Here is a 20,531-nt window from a genome sequence, read left to right as displayed (position 1 = left end):
GCTATCTCAGCAGTTCTTCCAATGCTTCCTGGCCCTCTTCACTGCCCAGCCAATTAGACGTTTTAAATGACTCAACGGTTGCATAGTTCATAAATTCGCCAATTTTCACTGATAAAATATCACTCGCCAGTTCATAAATGCTCAGTTCCGTTTTCTTTTTCCACTTCTTATCTGTTAAGTATGACCACAAACTTTCGAGTTCAACATCATCATACCCGAGAATCTTAAACTCTTCCAGTTTGCTGTAAAGAAACGGCCTGACGTGGTCTTTATATAGATCGGCTGGATGCTTCTCCACGAATTCCACGCTCCTTTTTTATTGTTTTTCAAGAAGACTTGTCATGCTTGGACGACATATACGCATATCTTTATTGTATATGATTCCAGGTAGTTTGAGAAGGCAGGGGGTAAAAATGGCGAAACAGACGTTTTTAAAGGGCACTCTTATCCTTATCGCAGCAGGAATGGTTACAAGAATGCTCGGGTTTGTCAACCGGGTGGTTATCGCCCGTTTTATCGGTGAAGAAGGAGTCGGGCTTTACATGATGGCAGCGCCTACCTTCTTCTTGGCCACTACATTAACTCAATTCGGTCTGCCGGTCGCGATCAGCAAGCTAGTCGCTGAAGCCAGTGCGCGCGGAGATCATCAAAAAACGAAAAATATTTTAGTCATGTCTCTGACCATTACGGGAGTGCTCAGCCTCATCTTTACACCGCTGTTTCTGTTTTTCGCCCCGGTTATGGCTGAAACGATGCTGACAGATAAGCGAACACTGTATCCGCTCTTGGCCATTACGCCTGTTGTGCCGATTATTGCTATATCGAGTGTGCTGAGGGGATACTTTCAAGGAAAACAGAATATGAACCCGCTTGCTATGTCACAAGTCCTTGAACAGGTCGTCCGCATTTCACTCGTGGCTGTCTGCACAACGATTTTTCTCCCTTACGGAATTGAATATGCTGCAGCGGGGGCAATGCTATCCTCAGTGGCAGGGGAGCTGGCATCACTTCTTTATTTATTCGTTTGCTTTAAGTATAAAAAGACAATTAAAATCAGAAAGCATTTTTTCCAGTCAATTAAAAACGGAAAACAAACCTTTACCCAATTAATGAGCGTGTCCCTTCCAACAACTGGGAGCCGCTTTATCGGAAACCTCTCTTGGTTTTTCGAGCCAATCGTCGTCGCTCAAAGCCTTGCCATCGCCGGTGTGGCAACAGTTGCCGCAACAAAGCAATACGGGGAACTGACCGGCTTTGCCATGACGCTGCTGACTCTGCCCAGCTTTATTACATATTCTTTGTCGACCGCACTTGTTCCTGCGATCAGTGAAGGAATGGAGCAGAAAAAATTGCAGGTGGTGGAATACCGCTTGGAACAGGCGATGCGTCTCTGTCTGCTCAGCGGAGGCATTTCAGTTGTTATTTTATTTGTATTTGCGGATGAGCTGATGAGAGTGATGTACGGTTCCTCAGGCGCAGCTGTATTTATAAAAGTGATGGCCCCGTTTTTTCTGCTTTATTATTTCCAAGGCCCGCTTCAAGCTGTGCTGCAGGCGCTTAATTTGGCAGGAGCTGCGATGATGAACAGCTTAATCGGAGCGCTTGTCAAAACAGGCCTTATTTTTGTCCTTGCCACAAGGCCTTCTCTTGGCATTATGGGCGCGGCATTAGCCATTGTGACAGGCATGGTGCTCGTCACGCTATTGCACGCAGCAACCGTAAGCAAAGTGCTGCCGATCAGCATCAAAATCAAGGAGTACGCGCTCAGCTTCGCTGTTATTGTAATTTGCGGATTCATCAGCTCCGCCATCAAACATTATATAAGCTTTGGAGCATCTGAGGCTGTCAATCTAGCCGGATGGATTGCGGTGAGCGCCGCCATTTATATGATCCTCCTGCTCGTTTTCCGTTTAATTAAAAAAGATGAGCTTCGCCGCATTCCCATTATCGGACGTCTGATCATCCGATAATAGTCACGTGCGGTACCCATCTTTTTCGTCAATAAATAATTCTCCGTCTGTAAACGAGCAAAATGAAATATCTGAAGGGTTTGTGTATCCGTGTTTTTGCAAACTTTCAAGCAGCCATTTTCTATCTTTACTGATTCTGGACAGGTTTTCAGTTTGAATGAAGCCGTCTATAATGAGCGGCATTTCGAGCTGCCGATGCTCTCCGCTATTTTCTTTCTTTACAATAGTCAGTTTGCCCGACGGCTCTAATATGGCAAATGATACGTCAGCTACTCTGTCGACGCTATTTTCTCTGAGTTGAACCATTAAATCATCAAAATTATATCGCTGTGATTTCATGGCTTCTTCGTCAATTTTTCCATATTTGATAATTATGGTCGGCTTACCGTCAAGAAGCTGGCGGATTTTTCGGTTTTTTAAAGAAAAGTATGCCAAAGTCACTTGAATGATCATTAATACAAGCATTGGCAAAATGGTATGAAATAGATGATCGTCTACGTTTTCTATGGCTAAAACGGCAATTTCAGCCATCATGATAAAGACAACGAGATCTAAAATACTAAGCTCTCCGATCTCCCGTTTGCCCATGAAACGAAAAATGACCAATATCACAAAATACAATACGACTGTGCGAAACGCAATAGTGAGAAGCTCTTCCATCATGCACCTCCAACTCATTATAGGTTGCAACAAAATGATCAATTTATGTAAGAAAAACCGATTGCATTTCACAAAGCTTTTACGTCTAATTCAAGGGATAAGGGAATACATTTTTACAAAGACGAGCCATCAGCATGTCTGACGGTTTTGAACAAAAAGAACAGAAGCCTTTTAATACAGGCAGAGAGGAGACAATCATGGAGGAAACGAAACAAGTTGGAAAAGGCATTCTTTACGGCTTAATCGCCATATTTTCAGCCATGCTCCTGACAAGTTTGGCGGTTTCACTTTTATTGACCGCAACCTCGCTGGAAGAATCATCATTTAACTGGCTGATCACAGCTATCTCATTTCTCTCTTTATTTATCGGCGGGTTCATTTCAGGCGGGAAAGGCAAGGAAAGAGGCTGGATGATTGGAGCATTGACTGCCATAAGTTTTTCTCTGATTATCTTATTGTTTCAGTATTTAGGATTCGGAAAGACATTTACAGCAGAACAGCTGATCTTCCATCTGGGATTTTTAGGGGTGTGCATGCTGGGCGGGATTTTCGGCGTGAACATGAGGGGAAACAGGTCTTCCACATAAAAAAGAGCGGGCTCACTTGCCCGCTCTTTTTTGTTTGCTATGTATAGCTCCTGCTGTTATTCAGCAGCAGAAACTTCTCTGATCGCGCGGCGGTCGAACGTAAGACGTGTGTTATCACCAGTCTTAATTACGACTTTGCTTTCGTCGATAGAGTCAACAGTACCGTGCAATCCCCCGATTGTCACTACTGAATCGCCTTTTTTCAGTTCCTCTTGCATTTGGCGTACAGCCTTTTGCTGCTTTTGCTGAGGACGAATCAGCAAGAAGTAAAGGACCGCAAACATTAAAATAATAGGAACCAATGTACCTAAAGTGCCAGTCATCATTTTCACCCCTTTCTGTAAGCCTGTTATGTTTATTTAGAAGCTTTTCGCATTTGGCTTGTTATAGCCGTAACGCTCAAAGAACTCTTCTCTGAAATCACCGAGACGATCCTCGCGAATAGCCTGTCTTACCTGCTCCATTAAGTGTAACAGAAAATGAAGGTTATGGTAAGTTGTTAATCGAAGGCCGAATGTTTCATTGCAGCGAATCAAGTGCCTAATGTACGCGCGAGTGTAGTTTTTACATGTATAGCAATCACACTCTTCATCAATCGGACGGAAGTCTCTTTCAAATTTCGCATTTTTCATATTGAGTCGTCCTTCAGCAGTAAACACTGTGCCGTTTCTTGCAATCCGTGTAGGCAGCACACAGTCAAACATATCGACCCCGCGGATCGCTCCGTCGATCAGTGCGTCCGGAGAACCTACTCCCATCAGATATCTCGGTTTATCCTTCGGCAAGAGCGGTGTTGTGAATTCGAGTACACGGTTCATGACATCCTTCGGTTCACCTACAGACAATCCGCCTATAGCATATCCCGGAAAATCAAGCGAAATCAAGTCCTTCGCACTTTGTGTCCGCAGATCTTCATATTCTCCGCCTTGTACAATACCAAACAGCCCTTGTTCATCCTGACGATTGTGGGCATTCAGGCAGCGTTCCGCCCAGCGGCTTGTCCGTTCAACTGACCTCTTCATGTAGTCGTACTCCGCCGGGTATGGCGGGCATTCGTCAAACGCCATCATAATATCAGAGCCGAGTGCGTTTTGGATCTCCATCGCTTTTTCCGGAGATAAAAACAGCTTGTCTCCATTTAGATGATTGCGGAAATGGACACCCTCTTCCTCTATATTACGAAACTTGCTTAAAGAAAAGACCTGAAAACCGCCTGAATCTGTTAAAATTGCGCGGTCCCAGTTCATAAATTTATGGAGCCCGCCCGCTTCTTTGACAATGTCTTGGCCCGGACGAAGCCATAGATGATAAGTGTTGCTCAAAATGATGCCTGCATCCATTGCTTTCAGCTCTTCAGGCGACATTGTTTTGACTGTCGCCAGTGTGCCGACCGGCATAAAAACCGGCGTTTCGAAGGAGCCGTGAGGCGTATGCACTTTGCCCAGCCGCGCTCCTGTTTGTTTGCATTCTTTTATAAATTCATAGCGTATTGGTTGTTCAGCCACTTTTGATGAGGCCTCCTGTTCTCAAATTATATAATCAGCATCGCGTCTCCGAAGCTGAAGAAACGGTATTCCTCTTCCACTGCATGGTTATAGGCACGCAGAATGTTTTCTCTTCCAGCAAGCGCGCTGACCAGCATAATCAATGACGATTTCGGCAAATGGAAGTTTGTAATCATTCCGTCAATGGCTTTAAATTCATAGCCCGGATAAATAAAAATAGATGTCCAGCCGCTTGATGCTTTAAATTGCCCGTCATGTTCCCCGGCAATCGTCTCAAGCGTGCGTGTCGAGGTCGTGCCGACAGAAATGATCCGACCGCCATTTTCTCTTACTTTGTTTAAGGCTGCAGCCGTTTCTTCTGACATTTGATAAAACTCTGCATGCATATTATGCTCTTCCACTTCATCGGCACTCACAGGGCGAAACGTTCCAAGGCCTACGTGCAGTGTGATGAACTCAATTTGCACGCCTTTGTCTTTCAGCTGCTGTAAGATTTCTTCCGTGAAGTGAAGGCCAGCTGTAGGCGCAGCAGCAGAGCCGATTTCTTTTGAATACACTGTCTGGTAGCGCTCTTTGTCATCAAGCTGTTCTTTGATATATGGAGGGAGCGGCATCTCTCCAAGGGATTCAAGCACCTCGTAGAAAATACCGTCATATTGAAATTCCATCTTTCTGCCGCCGTGCTCAAGCTCTTCCGTGCAGATTGCCTTCAATCTTCCGTCTCCAAATGTGACAACAGTTCCTTTTTTCACCCGTTTCGCCGGTTTGGCAAGTGTTTCCCATTTATCACCGGTTTCCTGTTTCAACAAAAGAAGTTCCACTTTCGCGCCGGTATCCTCTTTTGTGCCGAATAACCGCGCAGGCAGTACCCGGGTATTGTTCAGGACTAGACAATCGCCTTCGTTAAAGAAGCTGATAATGTGTTTAAACGAGCTGTCAGTAAGCTCTCCTGTATGTTTATCGAGCACCATCAGCCTTGAAGCATCACGCTGCTCCAACGGTACTTGTGCAATTAAACGTTCTGGTAGTTCAAAATCAAATAAATCGACTTTCATGATGATTTCACCTTTATTCTAGTCTTTTGTTATTTCATTCTGCCAAAAAGATTAAGCAAAATTGATAATACCACACTTATAATAATACAAGTGACAACCGGGAAGAAAAACGTGACATTTCCTTTTTTCACAAAAATATCTCCCGGCATCTTGCCGACAAAATGCAAAACTGCTCCGATAATAAGCAAAACAGCACCAATAATCATAATGATCTTAGGAAATTCAGTCATATCGGGGAGCCTCCATTTGGAAATGATGATAAACGGCCGGTGTCACGATCCTTCCACGCGGCGTTCTTTGTATAAATCCAATTTGCAGCAGATATGGTTCATATACGTCTTCAATCGTATGCGATTCCTCGCCGATGGTAGCTGAAATCGTATCAAGGCCTACTGGGCCGCCGTTGAATTTTTCGATCATGCCCATCAGCAGCTTATGATCAATATGATCCAAACCGAGGCGGTCAACCTGAAGCCGCTCCAGCGCATTCTGAGAAATGTCTTCCGTAATCCTGCTGTCACCCAGCACTTGGGCGAAATCGCGCACCCTTCTCAGCAGGCGGTTCGCCACGCGGGGCGTCCCTCTCGATCTTCTTGCAATTTCAAGAGCCGACGGTTTATCAATCTCAACCTCGAATACATCAGCGGTTCTTGTGACAATATCCGCCAGTTCTTCTTGTGTATAGTACTCAAGGCGAGACATTACGCCGAATCTGTCTCTTAAAGGAGCCGTCAAAAGCCCCACCCTCGTCGTGGCTCCCACCAGCGTAAAAGGCGGAAGGTCGAGGCGAACCGAGCGGGCAGATGGGCCTTTGCCAATCACAATGTCCAGGCAAAAGTCTTCCATTGCAGGATAAAGCACCTCTTCGATCGATCTGTGCAGCCTATGTATTTCATCAATAAATAATACATCTCCCGGTTCCAGCGCCGTTAATATAGCAGCCAAATCACCAGGCCTTTCAATCGCAGGCCCTGATGTCGTCCGCAATTCCACTCCCATTTCATTAGCAACAATCGAAGCAAGCGTTGTTTTTCCGAGTCCGGGCGGCCCGTACAGAAGAACATGATCCAGCGTCTCCTGTCTCATTTTCGCCGCATCTATAAACACGCGCAAATTTTCTTTTACCTTATGCTGCCCGATATACTGTGCCAGATTTTGCGGCCTCAGGCTTTGCTCTATCACTGATTCATGGTTGTCTGCTTCACTTGAGACGAGCCGTTCATCCATGAACATCACCTTACTTTAATAGTTTTTGTAATGCTTTTTTCACATATTGGTCTGTTGTCAGCCCAATTTCTTCTTTAAGGTGAGGAAGCACCTTTTTGATTTCTTTTTCAGCATATCCGAGAACCCTGAGGGCTTCAAGTGCTTCTTCAAGAGCCGTTTCCGCTGTTTGCTTTTCAAGCCGTTCTTCATGATTAAACAGATTTTCAATCATTTCAGGCACAACATCTGCCAGCTTTCCTTTTAAATCTAGAATAATCTGGCGTGCGGTTTTCTTTCCTACTCCAGGAAACTTGACCAAAAAAGCTTCATCCTCATTTTCAATTGCTTGGATGACCGCTCCGGGATCACCCGAGCCCAAGATGGCAAGTGCTCCTTTCGGGCCAATTCCAGTCACGTTTAACAGCTTTGTAAAGAGCGCCTTCTCCTCTCTTGTTGAAAAACCGTAAAGCGAAAAAGCATCCTCTCTGATATGATGGTATGTAAAAATCGTTTCTTGGCTTCTCTCCTTATATATAAACGGATTCGGCGTGAAAATCTGATAGCCGATGCCGCCGTTCTCTATGACAATATATTGGGGAGATACATAATCAATCGTCCCTTTAACAAATTCAATCACGCAAATTCACCTCTTTGACTGTTCTTCATTGTACCATAAAAACAGCCAAAGTCTTATAGAAAAGTTAACATATGTTCGCTTCTCTCTCATTCTTTCACGAAAAAAAAGACATGAATACATGTCTTCAATCAGCGGACGTTACCCGCTGTATGTCTTCATATGTTCGATGACATCCTCAAACTCCGCTTTTGTCCGAAATGGAATGCCTTTCAGCAGATTTTTTTGCATATGGCTTTCCAGCCTTTCTAAATCAATTTGAAAAAAAGACTGAATTGGTTCGGAAGCTGGCTCAGGCCGCCCATGAAAAGTGGAAATCACTCCATTATCCGATACACCGATATACCCGTTGACCTTGCTGAGCGGAGAAATATCGTCCATTTGCTTCCGGAAGAGCACATATCCCTTTTTTTGTTCCACAAGCGTCCACCCGGCATAAGCTGCCCAAAAATCATCCATAGAAAACACTTTTTCATGCTTATGCTCAATGCTGACATCGCCGTCCAAATACACCTTTTCAAGCTGCACATGCACCTGCAGCGGCTCATAGTGCTCCACTTCCGCGCCAAGTGCGCGGGAAGGAGCTCCTATTAAAAATACTGCCGCTGAGCAAAGAATGCCCAGCAAAAGATACGCCGTGCTGAATCGTTTCACCCTCTACACCTCTTTGCACACGTTTATGATTAGTTTGACCAAAGAGGCTACTGCTTAACCGTTTTATCAAAATTTGTCTGCACATTTTCCCTGACAAACCGTTCCTCCGTATACACATCTGTGCTTTGCTCAGAAATTGTCAAGAATCGCGTCAGAAAGGCACTGAAAAAATACAATGCCGCAAAGATCCAAATCACGCCGCCTGCACCGAGCGGCCCAATGAAAAGACTCACGATGCCCGGCGCGATAAACGCACATAAACCAGATCCCAAATTCAACACTGACATGGCAGCACCTTTATTATCAGGTGCAAGCGTCGGCAAAAGCGCGCTTAATGGAACGTACCCTGCTAAAGCCGCGCCGTAGCAGCAGGCGATAATCATGAGCACCCAATACTGATGCCCGATCAGCTGAGGCGTGTAATACAGCGCCAGCGTAAAAATACCGCATCCGACACCGCCAAACCACATGACCGTATTGCGCCAGCCAAGTCTATCTCCGACTGCACCGAAAATGATATTAAACACAATATTCACAAAAAACAGCGTCCCCCATATTTGCAGCCATTCCGAAACCGAATACCCGTATCCTGCTAAATAAGTAGGAAGAAAGATGGCAAATCCAAATTGTCCTATCGCATTAATCGTCTTGACCACTCCGCCGATGCCTACCTTTGGGTTTTCAAACATAATCGTAAATGCCTTCGACAGTTCTTTCCATTTCGGCTGATCTTGTTTTTGTATCGGAGTAAATTTATCTTTGTTAAAAAATAAGGCAAGAATTCCGCCTGCCGCCACAAACAGTAAAGCGCTCCAAAGCGTATTGATTTCTCCAAAGGCCGGAACTGCATAGCTGGAATAGAACGGGCCGAGCACGTTAAGGCCGCACGTAAACATAAACCAAAACCAGCCGACGGCTTTGCCGAGAATATTTTGAGAGGTGCTGTATGACACCCATACGAGAAAAGAGTATGCAAACAGCGGATATCCCAAGCCTCTAAGAGCATAGCTGCCCAAGAGAGCCGGATAATACATATGAGGAATCGCCCAGCCGATAAAAGCGGCCGAACCGAGGATAAATGCAAGCAATCCGACAGTCATCGTTTTTCTCGGCCCCCAAGTTTGGACAAACGTTCCTGAAAGCCAAGCTGAGATGGTGACAGCAATGCCGTACATGGTAAATAACGATGCGGATTGCTGCATACTGAGACCATGATCAACGAGAAAAGGAGACAGCCAGCCTTGTTCGAGGCCGTCTCCAACCATAAAGATGACAACGCCAATATAACCCCAAACCATGTGAGAAGGAATTCCGATTTTGTTCAAAACATTTCCTTTAGCATGTACTGTATTCATTTTCTCCACCGCCTACTTAAAGTATCAATGGAGTATATACCCAAGCTTGCTGAATTGTAATCCTGTTAGATTAAAAAGCGATTTTTTCAGTGTGCTCAATGCTGACAGGCATGCCAAAAGCAAGCGATTGCTGTGCTGCTCTGGCGATCCTTCCGGCCTGTAAACCGTCATTGCCGGTGCAGGGAGTCTCCTGGTTTGTGCCGATCGCTTCTGCAAAACGGAGAATCTCCTCCTCATATGAATCCTTATAGCGTTCAAGGAAAAAGAAATGCGGTTTATCCTTCATCACAAAATCAGCTGTTGACACCTCAACCGTTGTCGGCCTGCTATTGTCAGCCGCTGCAGAGCCTTTCGTCCCGAAAACCTCAACCCGCTGGTCATATCCGTACACAGCTTGGCGGCTGTTATCAATCACAGCCATGGCACCGTTTTCAAAAGTCAATGTAATAACAGCTGTATCAATATCACCCAGCTCCGCAAAAGAAGGATTCACCAAAGCCGCCCCTTTGGCATACACTTCCGTCACTTCGCTTCCCATAATATATCTGGCCATATCAAAATCATGGATCGACATATCCATAAACAATCCGCCTGACGTACGGACATAATCTATATTCGGGGGTTCTGGGTCCCGGGACGTGATTTTTAATAAATGAGGTGTACCAATTTCACCATTTTCAACAATCGTTTTGATTTTCTTAAAATGAGGATCAAAGCGGCGGTTAAATCCGACTTGAAGTGTTACACCGTGTTTCCGGACAGCCGCAAGCGCTTCACTCGTTTCGTCCAGAGAGAAACTAACGGGCTTCTCACAAAATATATGCTTTTTCGCCTCGGCTGCTTCTTTGATCATCTGTGAATGGACGGCTGTAGGAGAGCAAATAAAAATAGCATCAATATCAGGATCATGTAATAAATCACGATAATCAGAGGTTATGTATTCAATCTGATGACTGTCGGCCCAGCTTTTTATACGGCTTGCCTGAATGTCAGAGACTGCTTTTATTTTCATGTGAGGAATCCGGCTTATATTTTGAACATGAAGTTTGCCGATGCGGCCTGCACCGATAATCCCTGTCACAATCTGTTTTGTCATGGCTTCTTCCCCCTTGATCATTCACGAAAGCGCTTTATTTAAAATTAATACTATCCCATTTGTAAGCGCTTTTCAAGAATGGAAATTAAACGTTCTATGTCTCTTTTATCACAATTCATGCTTATAAGTAGCCTTCTTCTTCAAGACCAGATACACTAGAATTAGGCTCTTTTTCCTGAACAGTTTATGATTTTCCTATAAACAGCTGCATAAAATAGAGCAAAGAAGGTGAATGAAATGCTGACAAAAGCAGAGGCACTGGCCCATACCGTCATATACCGCAAGAACAGCAGATTTGATAAAGTCAAAGAGAAATCCGAGGAATTAACACTAATCGGCAAGGGAAGAAGCGCCTATGTGTTTGCCTTAACAGAAGGCGGTCGAAAAATGGCGCTGAAAGTATTTTTTCCGGAATATCAAGCGACAGCAGTCAAAGAAGCAGCGATCTATGAAAAATTAGCCGGGTCCGCATTCTATCCTGACATTTACGAAACTGGCGATTCATTTATTCTCATGGAATATATTAAAGGTGAAACCTTTTATAACTGTCTGAAGAAAGGCATTGCAATCAGTGATGACATGATTCAGCAGGTTGAAGAAGCGCTTTCTGACGCCCGGGCAGCCGGACTGAACCCGTCAGATATTCATTTGCGGAATCTGATATTGACAGAAACCGGGGCGGTGCGGGTGATTGATGTTGCGAGATTTGAGCAAACAAAAACATGCACGCAGTGGGACGACTTAAAATCCGCATATCATGCACTCTACAAAAAACCGATATTCCCCAAAAAGATTCCGGGTTTTTGGCTGGAGATCATCGCATTTTTATATAAGAAAGATTGGTTTCAAAAGCATTTCGCACAGCGGAAAAGAAAATATTCTTAAATCAAAAAGGCAGCCGCACAAGCGGCTGCCTTTATCATGTATTTTTTACTTTCTGACGGCAGAAATCAGTCTCATTTGTTCAGGCGACAGCTTAATTCGATAGCCTCTCACAGTTAAGTAGACCGCTTCTGGGTCCTTCTCGCCGGAATGACAATACGTTTTTTCCATTTCTGTCTCCCCTCACCCTTTATTGGCTTTATTTCATCTTATCATTGCTTTATTAAGGTAATTTTAAAGAAATGTAAAGATCATATGAATCCGATATATAGTAAAATGAGAGAAAAAAAGGGAGAGAGTCACATTAAGACACGCAGCAACATCCCGCTTATTATGTTTGCCCTGCTGGTCTTCTTCGGCGGCGCCATCTATTGGATGTTATTTTCACTAAAAAACGTTCCGAAAGGCAATCTCGTCCAATCTGTTGAATCGCCGGACGGCAGCTATACGTTAAACACTTATGTATCCGAAAACACCTTGAGCTTAGATGCAGCCAGAGGTGAACTTGTAAATGAAAAAACACTTGTCAAGAGAACAATCTACTGGAATTACCCGGACAGCCGCCCAGCAGTGACGTGGGTCAATCACAATACAGTGAAAATCGGCAATCAGACTTTACATATTGATACTGATGAAACGTATGATTGGCGAAAAGATGATCATTGGATCCGTGAAGAACCGCCGCAGGCGTCAGGGAGGTGATGAAACATGAATAAGATGAACAGAACAAATGATGAAAAGCATTTCAATCATTTTGTGATTGCTTTATCCTTTATATACGGTTTGACTGAACTAGGCTATTTGTTGCTGAAGGATTTTATAACAATTGCCATAAGTTTGCCTCTGTAGAAAAACGCAGCGTAGTCGATACGCCGCGTTTTTTCTTTTTCCCTTCCTCTTCTTATTGATAATTACAGGTCATATAATGTGACAAATCGATTGTAGAAATAGTTCGATTAGACCAAAATCCTTTTTATACATGTATTCGAATTTGAAGTGAGGGGGAAGCTTGATGGCAGATTTTGTTGCTAGTTTGAATGCGGTCTTATGGAGTACGCCCGTCATTTATATTTTATTGGGAATTGGATTCGCCTTTTCAATTATGACCCGTTTTTTACAAGTCCGACATTTAAAAGAAATGATTGTTCAGATGTTCAAAGGCAAGAGCTCTGAAGCCGGCGTTTCATCTTTCCAAGCGTTATCGATTGCGCTGTCCGGCCGTGTGGGCACAGGAAACATCGCGGGAGTGGCGACAGCAATTGCATTCGGCGGACCCGGTGCAGTGTTCTGGATGTGGGCGATTGCCTTTATCGGGGCGGCGAGTGCCTTTGTAGAATCAACGCTTGCTCAAATTTACAAAGTGAAACAAGACGGTCAATATCGGGGCGGCCCTGCTTATTATATAGAAAAAGGCTTAGGCATTAAGTGGTTTGCCGTCTTATTTGCCGCTGCTGCCCTTATTGCAATGGCCTTTCTAATGCCGGGCGTACAGTCCAACTCCATTGCGGCTGGGATCCAAAATGCATTCGGCATCTCTCCTTTCGTCACAGGGTGTGGTCTGGTTTTATTATTAGGGTTCATTATTTTTGGCGGCGTCAAACGAATTGCCAATGCGGCGCAAATGATTGTTCCATTTATGGCCATTGGATATATCCTGCTGTCTTTGATTATTATTGTCATGAATGTGTCTGAATTGCCTGCTGTGATCTCATTAATATTCAAAAGCGCCTTTGCATTGGATTCCGCTTTTGGCGGCTTGATCGGCATGGCGATTTCCTGGGGCGTTAAACGTGGCATTTACTCAAACGAAGCCGGCCAGGGAACAGGCCCGCATCCGGCAGCTGCTGCAGAGGTTTCTCATCCGGTCAAGCAGGGACTGGTTCAGGCATTTTCTGTTTATATTGACACCTTGTTTGTATGTTCCGCTACAGCTTTCATGATCTTGTTTACCGGCATGTACAATACCCAGGCTGCAGATGGTTCCTTTATCGTTCACCAGCTTAAAGGCGTAGAAGCAGGACCTGGTTTCACACAAGCGGCAATTGACAGTGTTCTTCCCGGATTCGGTGCAGGCTTTGTTGCCATCGCTTTATTCTTCTTCGCTTTTACAACAATTATGGCGTATTACTACATCGCAGAAACAAATATCGCCTATTTAGCACGAGGCAGAGAAAGCAAATGGGCGATGCTTGGCTTAAAACTGATTATTTTAGCCGCCACGTTCTATGGTACTGTGAAAACAGCTTCACTTGCTTGGGCATTAGGGGATGCAGGGCTTGGCATTATGGTATGGCTGAACGTCATTGCCATTGTGCTGCTTGCCAAACCGGTGCTTCTTGCTTTAAAGGATTATGAGCGCCAAAAGAAGCAGGGCTTAGACCCGGTCTTTGATCCAAAAGCGCTGGGTATCAAAAACGCTGATTTCTGGGAGAAAGAATACACTCATGATAGTGAACGTGTCTCCTGAACATACTAAAACCGGCCCGATATGACATCGGGCCGGTTTTTTATGAGCGATAGTTTGTATACACTTCTTGAACATCATCGTCATCTTCAAGGATGTCTATTAATGTTTCCAGCTTCTCAACAGCCTGATCATCGGCTTCTGCATAGGTATTGGGAAGCATGGTCACCTCCGCCGAAGAAATTGGATATTTCGATTCGAGGGCTGTTTTCACCTCTTCAAAATGCTCAGGCTCTGTGAAAACCTCATATAGGTCTTCTTCAATTCGCAGCTCTTCTCCTCCTGCTTCAAGCACATCAAGCATGAGCTCATCTTCTTCTATTTGCCGTTCAGTACGGTCTATCGTAATGAACCCCTTTCGTTCAAATAAAAAGGCTACACATCCGCTTTCTCCCAGACTTCCGCCATTTTTATTAAAGGCTGTCCGCACATTTGACGCCGTTCGGTTTTTATTATCTGTTACGCATTCAACCATGACGGCAATCCCTGAAGGGCCGTAGCCTTCATAGGTGATTTCTTCATAGCTGCTTCCGTCTTGGCCTCCCGCAGCTTTTTTAATGGCCCGATCTATATTTTCATTCGGCATATTGGCGCCTTTTGCTTTTTCGATGACAAGACGCAATGCTGAATTTGCTTCTGGATCCGCTCCGCCTTCTTTCGCTGCCACATAGATTTCTTTTGCAAGCTTCATAAATATTTTGCCGCGCTTTGCATCCTGTGCATTTTTTCTTTTTTGAATGTTTTTCCACTTGGAATGGCCTGCCATGTTTTCACCTTCTTTTACTTTTTCTATGTACACTTTAATGGGAATTGTTCGCTGATGCAAAGAAAAAGGCTGCCGAATATCACTTCCGGCAGCCCTTCCTTCCTAGCGGTTGTTCATTTTATGAAGTTTTCTGAACAGCCCTTTATCTGTTGATACCTGGACATCACGGCCATTTGCATAGTTGCGCGCTGCTTTTACGACATTATCTCTGTCAGACTTTGTGAACTCTCTATGGCTTCTGACTGCGATAACTACTCGATCATCCGATACCATAACTTGTGTGTCATTGACGTTTTTCACTTGTTTCACACGGTTGGCAATTTTTGCAGCCAGTCTTCTGTTTTCTTGGTTGTCATACCCGTTGTTCGCTGCATTCCGATTCATGTTTCGGTTATTCGTGTTGTTATATGTTCCGTCAGTTGCCAAAGGAACACGATCGTCAGCAGTAACACGGTCACGGTTATTTACATTCGTGGTGTTTCGGTTACCGTCGTTCTGATCCTCCATTAATTCAGAAACAGGACCATCGTGGTCGACTCCGTCTCCCTGTCTATCGGCGTCATTTTCATTTGTATAATATCCGATTGGACGGGTATTGCCGTTATTGCGCGTATCATTCATAGCATTATCGTTTGCTCCGCATGCTGTTAAGCCGGCTGTCATTAGAATCAGGCTAGCGATCGTCATTTTTTTACCCAATGGAAAAACCCCCCGTGGACGAATTGAGCATGTTTGCTCGCTTTTATCATGTGCGTATGGGGGGCATGTTAAGCGTGTCAGTTCTCTCCATTTGGCAGTGATCTGCTTAAAAATAAAAAAAGGAACGATTTACATCGTTCCGAACGATCACTCATTTTCTTCTTCCGGCCGGCCAAACATTTGGTTTACAGAAGGCTGATTCGTCATTGGCATAGAAACTCCTGCCGAATATGGGTTTGGATTTGGGTTAGCTGTGCCATATGGCATATTGGGGCTTCCGTAAGCTCCCATTCCCGAATGGCCAGGCGCAGAGAAATATGGCTGATGATCACCGTCACAGCCGCAGTCGTCATGATCTTTGTACGGCATGTAACCATGAGCCGCAGCAGGCTGGTATGCTCCCATTACTTGGGGAGTGCCGTAATAAGGGCCATACGGCATATGTCCATACGGAGATCCATAAGCCGGAGATGCGTATTGCGGCGCACCGTATGAACCGTAATGTCCGTGATGGCTGTTTTCATGATGCTGGTTTTCATAACCCGGGTCATACTGAGGCGATACAAAGCCTGGCTGGTATCCATGCATCGGATGCATTGGATAAGCTTGTGCCGGATAGTACGGATAGCATAATCCTGATCCTGGAAGAATTGGCGAAACAGGCACCGGACACGGTACGAAATGAGCCGGATAATGATAATAAGGCTGAACAGCCGGCATCGGCATATTCGGAACTGTGTGATGAACGTTTTCCTCTTCTACACCGCCTACCTCTGGCGCCTTTGGCATATTAGGCATATTCGGATAATTTGCATTTTCCATATTACTCATAGCCTCCTGTTGTGGAAATTGGTCTTGCATATGATACATATGATCCATATTTCCGTCATGATGTTTTTTCGGCTCCTCCGGTTTAGGAGGCGACCAAGGCTGGAAAAGCTGTTTCATATCATAATAATCGTTCACATCAGCTTCAGGGTACACATTTTCCTGCAAATTAGGCATCGGCGGGACATACGGCATGGACTTCTTTTCTTTCGGCTTTGTGTCTTCTACATCGACAACGGATTTAGGCTTCTCTTTCGCATATGGATGTTCTTGCTTCACACTCCCGGCCGCAGGACTTTTGCCCGCTTTTGGCTCTTTTCTGACCGGGACTCCTTCTGACGGCACTTTTATTTTCATTCCAGGCATGATTAAGTCTGGATTGCTAAGCTGTGTATTGAGTTTTTTCACTTCCTCAACATCGACTCCGTACTTTTCAGCTATTTTCCAGAGCGAATCACCTTTTTGAACGATATGGATTTTCAACGTTTTCCCCTCCTATGCAAAACGTGAACAGTTCAGCTGTGATTACAATATGTTTCTTCACAACATATGCCTGAACAAAAGAAGTTATGAGTAAAGGAAGGGAAAATATTTCTGATCTACGTGATCGAAAGCATTCGATTCAGGGCAAGGAGTGCATCTTCCTGAATGGCTTTTGGCACCTTGATGACGCCTGAAGGTTCTCCTTTTTCAATTTGTTCCAGCGACCACAACAAATGCGGCAAATCAATTCGGTTCATTGTCAGGCAAGGGCACATGTCAGGGTTAAGTGATTCGATTTGTTTATCTGGATGCTCGTGAATGATCCGCTGAACAAGATTCATTTCTGTCCCGATTGCCCACTTGCTTCCCACCGGAGCCTGGTTGATTGTGTCGATAATATATTTCGTTGATCCGTTATCATCGCTTAGTGTCACGACTTCGTGTGAACATTCCGGGTGCACAATGATCTGAATGTCGGGGTCTCGCTCTCTCATATCATGGATATTTTTAGTGGTGAATTTCTCGTGAACAGAGCAATGCCCTTTCCACAAAATCACTTTCACATTCGTATGCCCGGATTCAGCTACTAATTCATCTTTCATCGGATCCCACACAGCCATATCTTCAAGCGCAATGCCCAGATCATAAGCCGTATTTCTCCCTAAATGCTGATCAGGCAAAAATAAAATTCTTTTTTTCTGTGTAAACGCCCATTCAAGCACTTTTTTCGCATTCGAAGAAGTCACAGTTGCTCCGCCATGCTTTCCGACGAATGCCTTGATCTCCGCAGTGGAGTTCACATAAGTTAAAGGTATGATCGTATCTCCAAATATATGCTGAAGCTTCTTCCATGCCCTATTGGTCTGCTGCATGTCAGCCATGTCAGCCATAGAACATCCAGCTCTCATATCTGGAAGGACGACCGTTTGCCGCTCACTTGTCAGCATATCGGCGGTTTCTGCCATAAAGTGAACGCCGCAAAATACGATATAATCCGCTTCTTTGTTTTTTTCCGCTACTTGGGCCAATTGCAGGGAGTCGCCTGTTTGGTCAGCAAATTGTATCACTTCATCCTTTTGATAATGATGGCCTGGTATAAAGAGCCTGCTGCCGAACTTTTTTTTAATGGCGGCAACGCGCGTTTCCATATCCTTTCTCGATAGTTCTTTATAACTTTCGGGCATCATATCATTCGATTGTTTGATCACATCAAGAATTGACATAACGGCATTCCTCCACAGATTCATTTGATAACGTAACATCCATGCTGATATCTAAACTTTTGACGGAATGAGTCAGAAATCCTAATGAAATATAATTCACACCCGTCCCTTTAAAAGCAGGCAAAGATTCTAACGTAATCCCGCCGGAGGCTTCAGTTTTTATATGATCCGGTGTGAGCTTTGCAAAATGACGGACCGTATCAGGCGGACAGTTGTCAAACATAATAACATCCGCGCCAGCTGCAATTGCTTCCCGCAGCTGTTCCTCCGTTTCAATTTCCACCTCGATATTTACCATGTGCCCTGCGGCCTGACGGGCTTTTTTGCATGCCTCTAAAATAGAGCCGCATGCTGCGATATGATTATCTTTAATCATGATGCCGTCATACAAACCGAATCGATGATTATACCCGCCGCCGGCTCTGACAGCATATTTCTCCAGCATTCTGAGCCCCGGTGTTGTTTTTCTCGTGTCACAAATTTTAATCTGTTCATCATCCAGACACCGAACAGCCTCTCTTGTCATTGTCGCAATTCCTGACAGCCTCTGAATAAGATTTAATACGACCCGCTCTCCTGATAGGAGCGCAGCTGCGGGACCGTGTAACTCGGCAATCACTTCACCTTTATGCAACATGTCCCCATCTTTTTTGTGCAAAATGATTTGAGCATTTTCGTCCAATAACGAAAAGCCTTCTTTTATGATCGCTGCTCCTGCAAAAATACCCTCTGACTTTGCAACAATCTCCGCTTCACAGCTCTGTTCTCCAAAAATAGACTGCGATGTAAGATCCCCTGTCCCAATATCCTCAAGAAAAAAGTGATTCAGTAATTTTTTCAGCTGTAAATGATTCATTGTTCCAAATCCCCTCGTTTTTTCTGATCTTCGTTCCTTTTTTTGTATGAACAATTTGTCTTCCTTGCCAGCTCACCTCAGCATGAGGAAAATCGGTGCGGAAGTGAGCCCCTCTGCTTTCCTCCCGCAAAAGCGCAGAAAACGTCATCAGCTTTGCAGTTTGCCATAGATGAGAAAGTTCCATCTGCCGAATTGTGATATCCTTCACATTTACTTCCTGAAAAGGCAGCGTATGAAGCCAGATGCTAAGCTCAATCAAACTGCTTTGTTCCCGCAGAATAGACATGTGGCTTGTCATTTTGCTTTGCAGTTCATGCACCTCTATATCCGGCACCTCGTAGACGACACTGGTTTCTAACCTTGATTGATATTGCCTGTTATAAACCGGTTTTTGGATAATATGCTCTGCTGCCCTTTTTCCAAATACCAGCGCTTCCAATAAAGAATTGCTTGCAAGCCGGTTTGCTCCATGTAAACCGGAGCATGCTGTCTCGCCAATCGCATAAAGTCCCGGCACTGTCGTTTCTCCCCAGCGATTAACTGAAACACCTCCCATTAAGAAATGCATTCCCGGAGCAACAGGAATTTTTCCGCTTTGAATATCAACCTCTGCTTTTTCACAAATAGCGGTGATGGTAGGGAAACGTGTTTCAAAATCAGAAATCGCACTGAAGTCTATATAAACGCGATTTCCTTTTGCCATTTCTTCGTGAATAACCCGTGAGACAATATCTCTTGGAGCCAGGTCACCTAAAGGATGCCGTTCAGCCATAATCCTGCGGCCGTTTTCGTCTACTAAACATCCGCCTTCCCCTCTGACAGCTTCTGAAACAAGCCCGTAGGAAACACCATTTTTCACAAGCAGTGTCGGGTGAAACTGAGTAAACTCCAAATCCGTTAATTCCGCCCCGGCCCGGTAAGCCAGAGAAAGACCGTCACCTGTGACAGTAGGATCATTTGTATGGTGAAGAAACAGGTTTCCACAGCCGCCGGCAGCCAGCACAACTTCGTCTGCGTGCCTTACCTTGAGCCGCCCTTTGCTGTCTTTTGTCATGACGCCGATACATCGTCCGTCCTCTATAAGCAAATCTGCTGCCATTTCATTCTCGATTAACTTGATTTTGCTGTTGATCCGTTTGAGCAAATAATCGATAAGCAGCCTGCCTGTTGCGTCTCCGCCTGCATGAAATATACGGTTGTATGAGTGGGCCCCTTCTTTTCCAAGACAAACACCGCCTCGTTCATTGCGGTCGAATGGAAATCCACGCTCCAATAGGCTTTGAACCATCATTTTTCCATCATGTAAAATGTCTGCTGCAATAGCTAGATTATTATGGCCGCACCCTGCGTATAACGTATCCTCCAGATGGGCTTCAATCGAGTCATCTTTTGCATAGGCCGCAGCAATCCCGCCTTGTGCATAGACAGAATTGCTGTTTTTGACGCTTTTTTTTGTGATAACAGTCACTTCGTATGAGGGCGGGAAAGCTGCAGCTAAGGAAAGTGCCGCCGCCCCTGAACCGATGACTGCAATCGTCTTTTTAGACATATGCCATCCTCCTGTTGTTTACACCTGTCTTGACACCTATATTTACACAAGGATAAAAT

24 protein-coding genes and 1 pseudogene are annotated in these 20,531 nt (G+C 44.7%); 7 read left to right on the top strand and 18 right to left on the bottom strand.

Annotated elements, in window-relative coordinates; translation table 11 throughout:
- Nucleotide 1: 1 nt before the first annotated feature.
- Nucleotides 2–298, bottom strand: coding sequence for a post-transcriptional regulator ComN (gene comN / locus NYE22_RS07610; protein WP_004398498.1), 297 nt, complete (start codon nucleotides 296–298; stop codon nucleotides 2–4).
- A 115-nt stretch (nucleotides 299–413) separates the two neighbouring features.
- Here comN and spoVB point away from each other — a divergent pair, with 115 nt between their 5' ends.
- A complete protein-coding gene (gene spoVB / locus NYE22_RS07605; RefSeq protein WP_014480435.1) occupies nucleotides 414–1,970 on the top strand; it encodes a stage V sporulation protein B in 1,557 nt (518 codons plus the stop codon).
- Between the two features lie 3 nt (nucleotides 1,971–1,973).
- Here spoVB and NYE22_RS07600 read toward each other — a convergent pair whose 3' ends face one another.
- Nucleotides 1,974–2,630 (bottom strand): DUF421 domain-containing protein, encoded by a 657-nt coding sequence (locus NYE22_RS07600; RefSeq protein WP_144531199.1) that lies wholly within the window; start codon nucleotides 2,628–2,630, stop codon nucleotides 1,974–1,976.
- A 197-nt stretch (nucleotides 2,631–2,827) separates the two neighbouring features.
- On the opposite strand from NYE22_RS07600, the gene NYE22_RS07595 reads away from it, so the two are divergent.
- The gene (locus NYE22_RS07595; protein WP_014477528.1) at nucleotides 2,828–3,217 is read left to right on the top strand and encodes a TIGR04086 family membrane protein; all 390 of its coding nucleotides are present in this window, start codon (nucleotides 2,828–2,830) and stop codon (nucleotides 3,215–3,217) included.
- A gap of 56 nt (nucleotides 3,218–3,273) precedes the next feature.
- Here the strand turns inward: NYE22_RS07595 and yajC are convergent, their stop codons facing one another.
- The 9 genes from yajC to iolG form a co-directional block, all read right to left on the bottom strand.
- Nucleotides 3,274–3,540, bottom strand: a complete 267-nt coding sequence (yajC, locus tag NYE22_RS07590) for a preprotein translocase subunit YajC (RefSeq protein ID WP_004398708.1) — start codon at nucleotides 3,538–3,540, stop codon at nucleotides 3,274–3,276.
- 36 nt (nucleotides 3,541–3,576) lie between these two features.
- Nucleotides 3,577–4,722, bottom strand: a complete 1,146-nt coding sequence (tgt, locus tag NYE22_RS07585; protein WP_003229725.1) for a tRNA guanosine(34) transglycosylase Tgt — start codon at nucleotides 4,720–4,722, stop codon at nucleotides 3,577–3,579.
- 26 nt (nucleotides 4,723–4,748) lie between these two features.
- Complete coding sequence (gene queA / locus NYE22_RS07580) at nucleotides 4,749–5,777, bottom strand: tRNA preQ1(34) S-adenosylmethionine ribosyltransferase-isomerase QueA (RefSeq protein ID WP_003229723.1); 1,029 nt, start codon at nucleotides 5,775–5,777, stop codon at nucleotides 4,749–4,751.
- A gap of 29 nt (nucleotides 5,778–5,806) precedes the next feature.
- Nucleotides 5,807–6,007 carry a DUF2905 domain-containing protein gene (locus NYE22_RS07575; protein WP_326227519.1) on the bottom strand — a complete coding sequence of 67 codons (201 nt, stop codon included), beginning with the start codon at nucleotides 6,005–6,007 and terminating at the stop codon, nucleotides 5,807–5,809.
- Nucleotides 6,000–7,004: a Holliday junction branch migration DNA helicase RuvB gene (gene ruvB / locus NYE22_RS07570; RefSeq protein WP_003229718.1), complete on the bottom strand. Its 1,005-nt coding sequence runs from the start codon at nucleotides 7,002–7,004 to the stop codon at nucleotides 6,000–6,002. Before ruvB ends, NYE22_RS07575 begins: the two co-directional genes overlap by 8 nt.
- Nucleotides 7,005–7,014: 10 nt before the next feature.
- On the bottom strand, nucleotides 7,015–7,620 hold the full coding sequence (gene ruvA, locus NYE22_RS07565; protein WP_003229717.1) for a Holliday junction branch migration protein RuvA: 606 nt from the start codon (nucleotides 7,618–7,620) through the stop codon (nucleotides 7,015–7,017).
- A gap of 138 nt (nucleotides 7,621–7,758) precedes the next feature.
- Nucleotides 7,759–8,271, bottom strand: a complete 513-nt coding sequence (bofC, locus tag NYE22_RS07560) for a sporulation cell-cell signaling protein BofC (RefSeq protein WP_003229715.1) — start codon at nucleotides 8,269–8,271, stop codon at nucleotides 7,759–7,761.
- Nucleotides 8,272–8,318: 47 nt separating this feature from the next.
- The gene (locus tag NYE22_RS07555) at nucleotides 8,319–9,626 is read right to left on the bottom strand and encodes an MFS transporter (protein WP_064670977.1); all 1,308 of its coding nucleotides are present in this window, start codon (nucleotides 9,624–9,626) and stop codon (nucleotides 8,319–8,321) included.
- Nucleotides 9,627–9,696: 70 nt separating this feature from the next.
- Nucleotides 9,697–10,722: an inositol 2-dehydrogenase gene (gene iolG / locus NYE22_RS07550; RefSeq protein ID WP_342412431.1), complete on the bottom strand. Its 1,026-nt coding sequence runs from the start codon at nucleotides 10,720–10,722 to the stop codon at nucleotides 9,697–9,699.
- 237 nt (nucleotides 10,723–10,959) lie between these two features.
- On the opposite strand from iolG, the gene NYE22_RS07545 reads away from it, so the two are divergent.
- Nucleotides 10,960–11,607 carry a phosphotransferase gene (locus NYE22_RS07545; RefSeq protein WP_003246159.1) on the top strand — a complete coding sequence of 216 codons (648 nt, stop codon included), beginning with the start codon at nucleotides 10,960–10,962 and terminating at the stop codon, nucleotides 11,605–11,607.
- 45 nt (nucleotides 11,608–11,652) lie between these two features.
- On the opposite strand, the gene NYE22_RS07540 is transcribed toward NYE22_RS07545, so the two are convergent.
- Nucleotides 11,653–11,775 (bottom strand): hypothetical protein, encoded by a 123-nt coding sequence (locus NYE22_RS07540; RefSeq protein ID WP_342412430.1) that lies wholly within the window; start codon nucleotides 11,773–11,775, stop codon nucleotides 11,653–11,655.
- 84 nt (nucleotides 11,776–11,859) lie between these two features.
- On the opposite strand from NYE22_RS07540, the pseudogene NYE22_RS07535 reads away from it, so the two are divergent.
- The 4 genes and pseudogenes from NYE22_RS07535 to NYE22_RS07520 form a co-directional block, all read left to right on the top strand.
- Nucleotides 11,860–11,934 (top strand): annotated as a pseudogene (locus NYE22_RS07535) (hypothetical protein); the annotation flags it as partial.
- Nucleotides 11,935–11,937: 3 nt separating this feature from the next.
- A complete protein-coding gene (locus NYE22_RS07530) occupies nucleotides 11,938–12,306 on the top strand; it encodes a DUF5412 family protein (RefSeq protein WP_277710422.1) in 369 nt (122 codons plus the stop codon).
- Nucleotides 12,307–12,312: 6 nt separating this feature from the next.
- The gene (locus NYE22_RS07525; protein WP_134991400.1) at nucleotides 12,313–12,453 is read left to right on the top strand and encodes a hypothetical protein; all 141 of its coding nucleotides are present in this window, start codon (nucleotides 12,313–12,315) and stop codon (nucleotides 12,451–12,453) included.
- A gap of 163 nt (nucleotides 12,454–12,616) precedes the next feature.
- Nucleotides 12,617–14,071, top strand: a complete 1,455-nt coding sequence (locus NYE22_RS07520; RefSeq protein ID WP_342412429.1) for an alanine/glycine:cation symporter family protein — start codon at nucleotides 12,617–12,619, stop codon at nucleotides 14,069–14,071.
- 40 nt (nucleotides 14,072–14,111) lie between these two features.
- Here NYE22_RS07520 and NYE22_RS07515 read toward each other — a convergent pair whose 3' ends face one another.
- From NYE22_RS07515 to nadB, 6 genes are all read right to left on the bottom strand, one after another.
- Complete coding sequence (locus NYE22_RS07515) at nucleotides 14,112–14,834, bottom strand: YebC/PmpR family DNA-binding transcriptional regulator (RefSeq protein WP_015714449.1); 723 nt, start codon at nucleotides 14,832–14,834, stop codon at nucleotides 14,112–14,114.
- A 102-nt stretch (nucleotides 14,835–14,936) separates the two neighbouring features.
- A complete protein-coding gene (sgpA, locus tag NYE22_RS07510; protein WP_032726308.1) occupies nucleotides 14,937–15,533 on the bottom strand; it encodes a spore germination protein SgpA in 597 nt (198 codons plus the stop codon).
- A gap of 147 nt (nucleotides 15,534–15,680) precedes the next feature.
- Nucleotides 15,681–16,844, bottom strand: coding sequence for a spore coat assembly protein SafA (safA, locus tag NYE22_RS07505; RefSeq protein ID WP_021480233.1), 1,164 nt, complete (start codon nucleotides 16,842–16,844; stop codon nucleotides 15,681–15,683).
- Nucleotides 16,845–16,960: 116 nt separating this feature from the next.
- Nucleotides 16,961–18,067, bottom strand: coding sequence for a quinolinate synthase NadA (nadA, locus tag NYE22_RS07500; RefSeq protein ID WP_161986234.1), 1,107 nt, complete (start codon nucleotides 18,065–18,067; stop codon nucleotides 16,961–16,963).
- The gene (gene nadC, locus NYE22_RS07495; RefSeq protein WP_144500663.1) at nucleotides 18,054–18,923 is read right to left on the bottom strand and encodes a carboxylating nicotinate-nucleotide diphosphorylase; all 870 of its coding nucleotides are present in this window, start codon (nucleotides 18,921–18,923) and stop codon (nucleotides 18,054–18,056) included. The genes nadA and nadC overlap by 14 nt, the downstream gene beginning before the upstream one ends.
- Nucleotides 18,877–20,472, bottom strand: coding sequence for an L-aspartate oxidase (nadB, locus tag NYE22_RS07490; RefSeq protein WP_041850178.1), 1,596 nt, complete (start codon nucleotides 20,470–20,472; stop codon nucleotides 18,877–18,879). The genes nadC and nadB overlap by 47 nt, the downstream gene beginning before the upstream one ends.
- Nucleotides 20,473–20,531: the final 59 nt, after the last annotated feature.

Source organism: Bacillus sp. FSL K6-1560, from assembly GCF_038592935.1.
Classification (GTDB): Bacteria; Bacillota; Bacilli; order Bacillales; family Bacillaceae; genus Bacillus; species Bacillus subtilis.
Note: the sequence above shows the minus strand (reverse complement) of the source record. Positions and strands in the feature narration are given on the sequence as shown.